General features: G+C 40.0%; 7 protein-coding genes and 1 pseudogene. 1 reads left to right on the forward strand and 7 read right to left on the reverse strand.

Annotation, left to right across the window (positions count from 1 at the left end; translation table 11 throughout):
• Nucleotides 1-685 precede the first annotated feature (685 nt).
• The 6 genes from nifJ to F6K06_RS01880 form a co-directional block, all read right to left on the reverse strand.
• Nucleotides 686-4,297, reverse strand: coding sequence for a pyruvate:ferredoxin (flavodoxin) oxidoreductase (gene nifJ, locus F6K06_RS01855; protein ID WP_287239801.1), 3,612 nt, complete (start codon nt 4,295-4,297; stop codon nt 686-688).
• 741 nt (nt 4,298-5,038) lie between these two features.
• Nucleotides 5,039-5,275, reverse strand: a complete 237-nt coding sequence (locus tag F6K06_RS01860; RefSeq protein WP_124146233.1) for a hypothetical protein — start codon at nt 5,273-5,275, stop codon at nt 5,039-5,041.
• A 339-nt stretch (nt 5,276-5,614) separates the two neighbouring features.
• On the reverse strand, nt 5,615-5,932 hold the full coding sequence (locus F6K06_RS01865; protein WP_124146232.1) for a hypothetical protein: 318 nt from the start codon (nt 5,930-5,932) through the stop codon (nt 5,615-5,617).
• A gap of 34 nt (nt 5,933-5,966) precedes the next feature.
• Nucleotides 5,967-6,698: a pyruvate formate-lyase-activating protein gene (pflA, locus tag F6K06_RS01870; RefSeq protein ID WP_124146231.1), complete on the reverse strand. Its 732-nt coding sequence runs from the start codon at nt 6,696-6,698 to the stop codon at nt 5,967-5,969.
• Nucleotides 6,699-6,850: 152 nt separating this feature from the next.
• Nucleotides 6,851-9,139 carry a formate C-acetyltransferase gene (gene pflB, locus F6K06_RS01875; protein WP_353734837.1) on the reverse strand — a complete coding sequence of 763 codons (2,289 nt, stop codon included), beginning with the start codon at nt 9,137-9,139 and terminating at the stop codon, nt 6,851-6,853.
• Between the two features lie 184 nt (nt 9,140-9,323).
• Nucleotides 9,324-9,797 (reverse strand): hydrogenase maturation protease, encoded by a 474-nt coding sequence (locus F6K06_RS01880; protein ID WP_124146229.1) that lies wholly within the window; start codon nt 9,795-9,797, stop codon nt 9,324-9,326.
• Between the two features lie 381 nt (nt 9,798-10,178).
• Here F6K06_RS01880 and F6K06_RS01885 point away from each other — a divergent pair.
• Nucleotides 10,179-10,799, forward strand: a pseudogene (locus tag F6K06_RS01885) (sensor histidine kinase); the annotation flags it as partial.
• A gap of 1,009 nt (nt 10,800-11,808) precedes the next feature.
• Here F6K06_RS01885 and F6K06_RS01890 read toward each other — a convergent pair.
• A complete protein-coding gene (locus tag F6K06_RS01890) occupies nt 11,809-12,012 on the reverse strand; it encodes a hypothetical protein (protein ID WP_124155656.1) in 204 nt (67 codons plus the stop codon).
• Between the last annotated feature and the right edge of the window lie 76 nt (nt 12,013-12,088).

Raw genomic sequence — 12,088 nt, forward strand, 5'->3', positions numbered from 1 at the left:
AACGGGGAATGAGCGAGGAGGTAGGATTCATTAATTGATAATGGATAATGGATAATTACCTCGGATTTTAACCGTTACGGAATTGAATATAAGGAAATATCCTAGCAATTTTTTCCCCTTAAAAGGGCAGGCTTTAAACCACAATTATTTAATTAGTATATGTTGATAATTCTATAATTACTTCAAGCCTTTAATCTCCCCCACTCCCCTACTCCCAACTATACAATAACTATTCAACCGGATTCTATATTAGAACTCAAAAATGCGTAATTCCTCAAACTATATCTTCAGGAGACAACCCACCCCTAACCCCTCCCAGGAGGGGAGGGGAAGACAGGAATAACGGGGAATGAGCGAGGAGGTAGGATTCATTAATTGATAATGGATAATGGATAATTACCTCGGATTTTAACCGTTACGGAATTGAATATAAGGAAATATCCTAGCAATTTTTTCCCCTTAAAAGGGCAGGCTTTAAACCACAATTATTTAATTAGTATATGTTGATAATTCTATAATTACTTCAAGCCTTTAATCTCCCCCACTCCCCTACTCTCAACTATACAATAACTATTCAACCGGATTCTATATTAGAACTCAAAAATGCGTAATTCCTCAAACTATATCTTGTTGTTGGGTTGCGCTTGCGCTTAACCCAACCTACAGTTTTATCCCTCGGAAGCTATTAGCTATTAGTCGTTTTTTCTGGTGTTTTCATAGCATCAGAATTACCGTTACCATTTCCATTACCATTGGGCATTTCTAATTTTCGAGCTGCCAAATATTCATACATCGCATAACGAGTATTGACATCTTCCTGCGCTTGTGCTAATAACTCTTTGGCATCAGCTGGTTTACTCTTGGTGAGCATTTTGAACCTATTCTCCTGATACATCGACTCGCCTACTGGTTTCTTGGGCGATCGCGTATCTAGTTGCAAAGGATTTTTACCTTGTTGTACCAAGTCTGGGTTATACCGATACAACAACCACCGACCGCTTTCCACCAGAGCTTTCTGATGACTCATGGCAGTGGTCATATTAATTCCATGAGCAATACAATGACTGTAAGCAATAATTAAAGATGGTCCTTCATAAGCTTCAGCTTCCAAAAATGCTTTGAGGGTATGTTCGTCTCGCGCTCCCATGGCAACGCTGGCAACATAAACATTGCCATAAGTCATTGCTATCAAACCTAAATCTTTCTTACCTGATGGTTTTCCTCCTGCTGCAAATTTTGCAACTGCTGCGCGAGGAGTTGCTTTGGAAGACTGACCGCCAGTATTAGAATAAACCTCCGTATCCATAACCAAAATATTCACATTTCGACCGCTAGCGATAACGTGGTCTAAACCACCAAAACCAATATCATACGCCCAACCATCACCACCAACTATCCAAACAGATTTTTTCACCAGATAATCTGCTAAAGTCAGCATTTGCTTTGCTTCTGGCGAATCTACCCCTTGCAATTTTTCCTTGACTTGGGCGACTCGCTCCCGTTGTTCCCAAATATCAGCTTCAGATTTTTGGGAAGCGTTCAGAATGGCATCAACTAAATTATCTCCCACACTTCCCGCTACTTTTTGTAAAAGCTCCGCAGCAAATTGACTATGTTTGTCGAGAGACATACGGAAACCCAAACCAAATTCGGCGTTATCCTCAAACAGACTATTTGACCAAGCGGGCCCGCGACCATCGGCGTTTTTGGTCCAAGGAGTTGTAGGTAAGTTACCGCCGTAAATAGACGAACATCCAGTCGCATTCGCCACAACAGAGCGATCGCCAAATAGTTGACTAATTAATTTAACATAAGGAGTTTCTCCACAACCTGCACAAGCACCAGAAAACTCAAACAAAGGTTCTTGCCATTGTTGTTGACGAATACGGTCGGGATGGAGGGAGCGACGGTCGGGGTTAGGTAGACCCAGGAAGAAATCCCAATTTTCCCTTTCTTGTTCCCGCAATGGTAACTGCGCTTCCATATTTATTGCCTTGCGGGATGGCATAGATTTATTTTTTGCCGGGCAAATATCTACACACACACCACAACCAGTACAGTCTTCGGGTGCGACTTGGATAGTAAATTTCTGTCCGGAAAAATCTTTATCCTTGACATTTGTAGATTTGAAAGTTGCCGGAGCATTATCTAACAAAGTCTCCTCATAAGCTTTACCACGGATGACCGAATGAGGACAAACCATAATACACTTACCGCACTGCACGCAGACATTGGGGTCCCAAGCTGGAATTTCTTGAGTAACATTACGTTTTTCCCACTTAGTTGTTCCGGTGGGGTAAGTTCCATCACATGGTAAAGCGCTGACTGGTAGTTGGTCGCCTTCGCGAGAAATCATTTTGCCCAAAACATCCCGCACAAATTCTGGCGCTGTGTCAGGAATGGGTGGTAAACGGTGGAGACTACTGCTAACTTCCGTGGGAATTTTAACTTCGTAGAGATTATCCAAAGTATTGTCAACCGCTTGTAAATTCATATTGACAATTTCCTGACCTTTTTTGCCGTAGGTCTTTTGGATGTATTTTTTAATTTGAGCGATCGCCTCTTCTTTGGGCAAAACATTAGCTAAGGCAAAGAAACAGGTTTGCATTACTGTATTAATGCGTCCCCTCATCCCACTGTCACTAGCAACTTTATTGGCATTGATGACGTAGACTTTTAAATTCTTGCGGATAATTTGTTCTTGAATTTCTACTGGCAACTGTTGCCAAACTTCATCGGGAGCGTAGGGACTATTCATCAGAAAAATAGAACCATTAGCTGCGGAGGTCAGAACGTCTAATTTTTCTAGAAAACTCCATTGGTGACAACCGACAAAATTTGCTTGGTCGATGAGATAAGTGGAACGAATGGGGTTAGCACCGAAGCGGAGGTGGGAGACAGTAACAGCACCAGATTTTTTGGAGTCGTAGACAAAGTAACCTTGAGCATAGTTGTCAGTTTCTCCCCCAATAATTTTAATGGAGTTTTTATTTGCACCCACAGTACCATCAGAACCCAAACCGTAAAACATTGCCCGCACCACATTATCTGCTTCGATAGAGAAACCTGCATCGAAAGGTAAAGATGTGTGAGAAAGGTCATCGTTGATGCCGACTGTAAAATGATTTTTGGGTTTATCGGCACTGAGGTTGTCAAAAACGCTCTTCACCATTGCCGGGTTAAACTCTTTAGAAGATAAACCATAACGACCGCCGACTACTTTTGGCATTGCGTCTGACCATTCTTCATTCAGAGCAGTAACTATATCTTGATACAGAGGTTCGCCACTTGCACCGGGTTCTTTTGTCCTATCTAACACAGCAATTTTTTTCACTGTTTCAGGTAATGCTGCGACTAACCTTCTGGCATCGAATGGTCTATATAGTCTAACTTTCAATACCCCAACTTTTTCACCATTGGCAGTTAAGTAGTCTACAGTTTCGTGAACTGTTTCACAACCAGACCCCATGAGAATAATAACCCTGTCTGCATCAACAGCACCGTGATATTCAAAACATTGATATTGTCGCCCTGTCAGTTCGGCAAATTTATCCATTGCTTTCTGAACAATATCCGGAGTTGCCGTGTAAAAAGGATTAACACTTTCCCTAGCTTGGAAATAAACATCCGGGTTTTGAGCTGTACCCCGTAAAACTGGTCGGTCAGGAGTCAAACCACGAGCGCGGTGAGCAAAAACAAATTCATCATCGATCATTTCCCGCAAAACCATTTCTGGCAGAAGTTCAATTTTCTGTACCTCATGGGAAGTGCGGAAACCATCAAAGAAATGAATAAATGGCAGTCTTGCTTCCATAGTGGCAACTTGGGAAACAAGTGCCAAGTCGTGAGCTTCTTGTACCGAAGCAGAACACAACATCGCAAAACCAGTAGCGCGGGCAGCCATCACATCACTGTGGTCGCCAAATATAGACAGACCTTGAGCTGCCAAAGAACGAGCTGCAACATGAATAACACAACAAGTGAGTTCCCCAGCAATTTTATAAAGATTAGGAATCATTAATAATAATCCCTGAGATGCTGTGAACGTTGTAGTTAGAGAACCTGTTTGCAACGAACCATGTACTGCTCCGGCCGCCCCACCCTCACTCTGCATTTCAACCACACTCGGAACTGTACCCCAAATATTCGGCGTGCCTTGGGATGACCAAGCATCTGCCCATTCACCCATTGGTGAGGAGGGGGTAATGGGATAGATGGCAATAACTTCATTGAGTTTGTGGGCAACACGGGCAACTGCTTCGTTACCATCCACTGTTGCAAAAGTTTTGTCACTCATAGATATTCTCCTGTTGAAATTCTCTGGTTATTTACAAATATTGTGGATTTTTGACATCTCCAGGGGTTGAAACACCCTGGATTCTGCGGTTAACCCACCGCAAATGGGACGGGGCGTTTAAAGTGCGGAATTTACTTCCGCACGCAGCCCCTCATAAATCCACATTTGCTTCAAGCCTGAAGGGCAGACTTCTAGGCTTCTCGGCATAGACTATTATCTAGCTGTTAGCTTACTTTTTTTCAATAGCTTTCACGAGTGGTTTTACTTAATATGTTGGAGCAATCTTCTCGCTGCTCTAGCTGCCTTCTTGCTTTTCGGTGCTGAATGCGGAGCTAACAGCCGTCGTAGGAAATCTATTCCCCGTCTCCTGTCCACCGGAATTTCACCGCACTAGCTAGAGATCATGGCAACAAACCTTGTTCTTACTTGCTATTTCTATTATAGCAGAACTTCACTCCGCTTTATTACCCGCGTGTCGTTATTCAACCAGCCGTTAAAACGGGCACTGCGTACTTCCTCCCGAAGCTTTTTAGGTTTAGTAATTTATTAATTAGATCTATTTTGAATATTCTACCTGTTTCTTACTTCTAAAAATTGATGTTTTTTTTACACCTATATGCAGCTTTTTTTGCTAAATCTTTTGTTGAGTTGGTATTGGACGAGAACAAAATGGGGGTCATGTATTTTTTAATACACAAGGCTTTTGAAAATTAACTCTTGGGATTTATTAATAAAAAAGCTTTAAAACTTATCTAACAATAAAATTTGTGTTAAAGCGTCGTGAATACCTATTTCTGCCATCGGAGAAAGTTCCTCCCCAAATTGAAAATTGAATACAGGAATTAATATCCACCAAGCGGGAGGTACGTAACTGTAAATAGGGTCTGCTGAAAAAATTGGTTGGTGGAGGTAGGACACGGGGACGCGGAGACGCGGAGACGGGTCGATGTGTGGGGAACAGGCAACAGTTTCGGCCATTTTATGTGAAGAAATTTTCTTGAATTTCAGCAGAAAATTTCAGTAAATTGATGCCAATAAGAGCCAAGAACGACGATATAATACCAAATTCACGCAAAGGCAGTTACATCTTAATTTGTGATTTATTCCTAAAAGAAAAAATTATAAATTCTATAAATTCTAAAATTTCCACCTTTTTTCCTCTTTAATATTTATGTTTTTCTTTCTCTGTTCCCAGCTTCGGTGTTCCCTGTTCCCTGTGTCTTCACGCTTTGCAATATTTTATGAAATTGGTATAAACTGAATATAAAAAGCTCATAAGCCTTAGCTATACTGACTTTTAGCTTTATTCAGCAAGCCCTAAATAAACTGACTGAGAGCAAGTAGCGATAGAGGATCTACAACTTGCCCCACACAATTTTTAAGGTGAGGAAGGGGTGGAGCGTAATTGTAATAACCAACAAGTAATTCAGGCGAGTCCCAAGGGCGATAAACATCAACAAAAATGACTAACTTGGCTTCAGACATTGGTTTTGCTAGGTCAGGGGTAAGTTGGAGGAGAGGGAGCGATCGCAAATTCAACAATTTCCAGTTTGCTACGAACTCTGCTACTCTTCTGCCTGCACCATAATCACTGTAGAAAATATTCCCATAACCTATTATTAATATTTCAGCCATTATTTATCTGCACTCTACCTTTTGCCTTCTCACATTATTGAACTATTAGGTTATGACTTTTGAAGATATTAATAGTTCTTTCTAATAATTCATCTGAAGGAGGTTCTGTTGTTTTGAGTTGATAATCATATCCTAGTTGTTGCCATTTGTATTCTCCCATTTTATGAAAGGGTAAAACTTCAACTCTTTCAACATTATCAAAAGGCTCTATAAATTCAGCTAATCCAGTTACATTATCAATGGGATCTGTCAAGTCAGGGACTAACACAAACCTTATCCATGTTGGCTTATGAATTTCGTTGAGATACCGAGCAAAATTAAGGGTTGGTTCCAGAGAAACATTGGTTACTTTCTGGTAAATTTTTGGATCAAAAGATTTAATATCTAATAATACCAAATCTGTATATTCTAAAACAGATTTAGCAACGTTCAAATGGACATATCCCGATGTATCTAAAGCAGTATGAATTCCTAGCAGACGACATCTTTGAAAAATTTCTTTGACAAATTCAGGCTGCATCAGAGGTTCACCACCAGTTACCGTGACACCGCCACCAGAAAATTTAAAGTAAGACTGATATTTTTCAATTTCTAAAATCAATTCATCAACAGACATTGACTTGCCATTTTCCGTATGACGACAATCAGCATTATGGCAGTATAAACATCTTAAGGGACAACCTTTAGTAAAAATAACAAATCGAATTCCCGGACCATCGACCGTCCCACAAGTCTCTATTGAATGAATAATGCCAGTCGATCCCATGTAAATTACTCCTCTCGAAAATGCCTAAGTCCTGTTTTTATTATTGGAGATTGGAGAGGTGAACAGCTGTTCACCCCTACAAAATAATCAGCGATCGAGAAACTTTATCCTTTCTAACCTTTTCTTTCCTCCTGCCTCCTGCCTTCTGCCTTCTACAACTGATTGTGGAATGTTCGGTTAATCACATCTAATTGTTGTTCACGACTCAGTTTAATGAAGTTAACTGCATAACCTGATACTCGAATAGTCAACTGAGGATATTCTTCAGGACGGTTCATTGCATCTAGCAAAGTTTCTCGGTTGAGAACGTTAATATTGATATGATGTCCCGTGTCGTGGAAATAACCATCTAACATTCCTACCAAATTGTTGACTTTTCCATCGTCAGTTTTCCCTAATGCTTCTGGCACAATAGAGAATGTGTATGAAATTCCATCTTTAGCATTTTCATAAGGTAATTTGGCAATGGAAGCCATAGAAGCGATCGCTCCTTTAGTATCTCGTCCGTGCATGGGGTTTGCTCCCGGTGCAAATGGTTCTCCTGCTTTTCGTCCATCAGGTGTGCTGCCAGTTTTCTTACCATAAACCACATTTGAGGTAATAGTTAAAATTGACTGAGTAGGTGTTGCATGACGATAGGTTTTGTTTTTGCGGATTTTATCCATAAAACTGCTTAAAACGCCAGAAGTGATTTCGTCAACCCGCTCATCATTATTGCCAAACTTTGGATAATCTCCTGTCACTTCGTAATCAACCGCTAACCCCTCTTCATTCCGAATAACTTTGACACTTCCATATTTAATTGCCGCCAGCGCATCTCCTACCACAGACAAACCAGCTATTCCACAAGCCATAGTTCGATATACATCGCGGTCGTGTAATGCCATTTCTAAAGTTTCGTAGCAATATTTATCGTGCATATAATGAATGACATTCAGACTATTAACATACAATTTCGCTAACCAGTCCATCAAAACATCAAACTTAGCTTTCACTTCTTCATAATCTAGGTACTCACTGGTAATAGGAGCATAAGCAGGGGCAATTTGATCGCCATGTTTTTCATCCTTACCACCATTAATAGCGTAGAGTAACGCTTTTGCTAGATTAACTCGTGCCCCAAAAAACTGCATTTGTTTACCAATTCTCATTGCCGAGACACAACAAGCGATACCATAATCATCCCCAAATTCTGGACGCATTAAGTCATCATTTTCATACTGAATAGAACTGGTATCAATGGAAACCCTAGCACAATATTGTTTAAAAGCGCGGGGCAACTGTTCAGACCAAAGAATCGTTAAATTTGGCTCAGGTGCAGGTCCTAAATTGTAGAGAGTATGCAAGAAACGGAAACTATTTTTAGTCACGAGGGGACGACCATCTGTTCCCATTCCACCAATTACTTCTGTCACCCAAACCGGATCTGCTGCAAATAACTGATTATATTCAGGAGCGCGCAAAAAGCGAACCATCCGCAGTTTCATCACGAATTGATCGATTAATTCTTGAACTTCAGCTTCAGCGATCGCTCCTGATTTCAAATCCCTTTCAATGTAAATATCCAGGAAACTAGAGACACGTCCTAAAGACATAGCTGCACCATTTTGCTCTTTAACAGCAGCTAAATATCCGAAATACGTCCATTGTACAGCTTGTTGACTATTCGTTGCGGGATTTCCCAAATCAAAACCATAACTTGCTCCCATGGTTTTCAATTTTTTCAAGGCTTTGATTTGGTCTGATATTTCTTCTCGTAAACGAATTACTTCCTCATCCATGACATCGTATTCAAGGGAATACAACTGTTCCTGTTTATCTTCAATCAGAAAATCAACCCCATATAGGGCAATGCGACGATAATCTCCAATGATACGTCCCCGTCCATAGGAATCAGGTAAACCTGTGATAATGCCAGAGTGACGAGCTTTCCGCATTTCCCGGGTATAAGCATCGAAAACCCCGTCATTATGGGTTTTACGATATTGAGTAAACACTTCATGGGTTTGAGGATCTATTTGATAACCATAAGCTTCTAAAGATTTCTCAACCACTCGAATGCCCCCAAAAGGCATAATTGCCCTTTTGAGGGGTTTATTCGTTTGTAAACCGACAATTTTTTCTAAATTTTGATTGATGTAACCTGCCCCGTAAGCAGTAATACCAGAAGGGATTTTCGTTTCTGCATCTAAAATGCCTTTTTCCCGTTCTTGGTTCATTAATTCTTTAACTTCAGTCCAGAGAAAGTCTGTTGATTCACTGATGTTTTCCAGAAAAGATTCATCCCCTGTATATGGAGTATAATTTTTCTGAATAAAATCTCTAACGTTAACTTCTTTTGTCCACGTTCCTTGTTTAAATCCTTGCCATGCTTCGTCTTTTGAAGTTATTTTGCTTTGTAGTTGCGAGAGGTTTTGTTCCGTATTAATATTGCTAACCATAAAACTTTATTGAGTGTATTTCTATTCTTTAACACCCACCTCCTTCACTATTATTATCCAACTATTTTTTGCTAATTGAACTATCACTTAAAGTTTTTTTACAAAACTTGATTTTGGCACATAACAAAAACTTGAGAAAATAACTGCTAAATTAAAAAAAAATTGTCAATAAAACTTTTAAACTTTAATTAACAAAAATATGTTGAATTTGTGCTAAAGCATCTGTAATTCCTTGAGCTGTTTCCCTCGAAAAATCTTCCCCAAATTCAAAATTAACTGCGGGTATTAATATCCACCAACTCGGAGGTACATTTTTATAAACAAATTGACTAAGAGCAAGTAGCGATCGCGGATCTCCTGTATGCCCAATATTTAAACCCTGACTCTCAAGTTCCCCCGTTTCTAGAGTGTGTGGAGTGTGGGGAACGCAAAGTTGATGTATCTGTAAACCTTGTTCAGAAGTTGCCGGATAAACATCAACAAAAATAACTAATTCTGCTTGAGATATAGGTTCTGCCAATTCTGGAGTAAGTTGATGAACTGGGAGCGATCGGATGTTCTGAAATTCCCACTCTGCTACTAACTCTGCCACCCGTTGACCAGCACCATCATCACTGCGGAGAGTATTACCGTAACCTATTACTAATATTTCAGTCATAATTTATAAGTATTTTTGTATTGCAGTAATTAAATTATAAGTAGACATCTCCAAAAATAAAAATATAGCAATGTGCGCTGGCATATTTACAAATTGTAGGAATTGTCCAATAGCTAAAAGTCTTATATTATTCCAACGGAGATGCTGCGCAAACAGATTTTTATTCCCCCTATTGCCTCACAGGAGTGCGCATTCCGCAAGCGAGCTGGCGTCGTCGCGGGGTCGCACCGCTGTTGCCTTCCGGAGCTGTTGCCTGCGCGCAGCGCTATAAAATCAATTATCGTATAGAAATTATCAATTATTTCTTCCTATTCCCTCTTTTGGAGGAGATGTTTAGTGTTTCATCAAATACGATCTCAAGAAAGTTTGACCAACAAGAGTAATGAAATTATTGACTATGCAGAAGAAATTGATTTGGATTATAGTTTAGAAGACTTACCTAAAATAATTGATTCGATGACTATAGCGTGGGACAGATTAAAAAATATTAGCACTTCTCTGGGTACTTTTTCTCGTGCAGATAAAGATTATCAAGTACCTTTTAATATCCATGAAGGTATTGATAGTACTCTGTTAATTCTCAAACATCGCCTCAAAGCAAATCAACATCGCCCTGGGATTGAAGTAATTACAAATTATGGAGATTTACCAAAAAATTATTGTTTTACCGGTCAGTTAAATCAGGTATTTATGAATATTATTGCCAATGCTATTGATGCGTTAGATGAATCAAATACAGGTTTAAGTTTTGCAGAAATTGAGGTTAATCCTAACCGAATTAAAATTACAACTTCAATGGAAAATCAAGGAGTTAAAATTTCTCTTGCTGATAATGGTCAGGGGATGAATCAAGAAGTTAAAGCCAAGATTTTTGACCACTTATTTACAACTAAAGATGTGGGAAAAGGGACGGGTTTAGGATTAGCGATCGCCCATCAAATTATCGAACATAAACATGGAGGAAATCTTGGTAGTGCAGAGCGCAAAGTGTGGGATCAGTAATTATATCATTCCAGTCCCAAGGGGCGATATAGCTGCCGCACTTGCTCCACCAACGCCAACCCCGAGCTTTGGGCAGCAGTATTGTGATGGCGATTATGAACCCAAATCCAATTCAAGTAGGCCATACGCCTGACACCACGCTCCGCGAACGCTAACCTAACTGTGATCTTTGTTTGTTCCCCTTCCTGACCAAATTTATTCTGGGGTGCGATGCCACGGACCTATCTGCTGTCTGACATTCCCTTGAGCGCTCTAGTTGTTGAGTCTGGTCTTTACCGATCATATGCTTGACTTCTGGGGGCCAAACTCGTTGAGACCCACCCCAATCATCAGTATGCCACTGTTGACAATTAATTTTCCCTTCTGTGTTGGCGATTAATTCTAGGGTGAACTGGTCACTGTGTTTTCCGACTAAGCGTGGCCAAAATCAATCCACGTTCTGGATGGTTGAGTCATCCCCATCTCACAATCCCCTTGTGTCAATTCATTGATCTGAGAGTTTTTTTGTGTCTTGAGTACGTCTTACATTCTGGGGAGACCCCAGAATTACCCACTCGCTTTTTTTGGACGAATGACCAAAACTCGCCACTGCTGATTTGTGGGGTATTGATATTCTCGACATCAGCTAGATCAATCATTTACTTATCTTTCTATGATACCCGAGTTTGATGATGGCCACATAGAGGACATTCCATGATCATAGAAAGTGTTTGAGGACAATGATTATATTACCATTCCCACACTTTCGCACAGGCACTACCGAAATCTTTATGTGACTTCAACTCCTCGAGAAGGAACAGAATTTACAATTGTCCTTCCTCTTCAGTCAACAATTTCCTGAAACTGATAAAAAAGTCTTTATTCTAAATAATACAACCTAAAAACATGAAAGAATAACTGAAACTGAGTCGAAATCTTATATCAAATCCGTTGGCTACGGTTCCCGAGAAATCGGAGTAATATAATTTCTTCGATCTTCATACAATGGGTAAGGGCGAATGGCCATTTGCTAACGCCAAGCTGCCGCTAACGCCCCTACAATAGACATCTGGTAAAAATCAAAAATTAAATCAATTCTTATCCATAAATTATCAATTACTCCCCTCCTGGGAGGGGGAGGGGCGAGGGGTGGGTTCCCTGTTCCCTGTTTCCTGTTCCCTATTTTCTGGAGATGTCTAATATAGACTCTGATCTTTAAAATACTGAATAACATCGATGCTACCGGATTTGATGTTACTAGCACAATTCTATCAAACTTTATTTTAATACTAAATTTTAACACTAATTGA

This window comes from Okeania sp. SIO1H4, from assembly GCF_010672695.1.
Classification (GTDB): domain Bacteria; phylum Cyanobacteriota; class Cyanobacteriia; order Cyanobacteriales; family Microcoleaceae; genus Okeania; species Okeania hirsuta.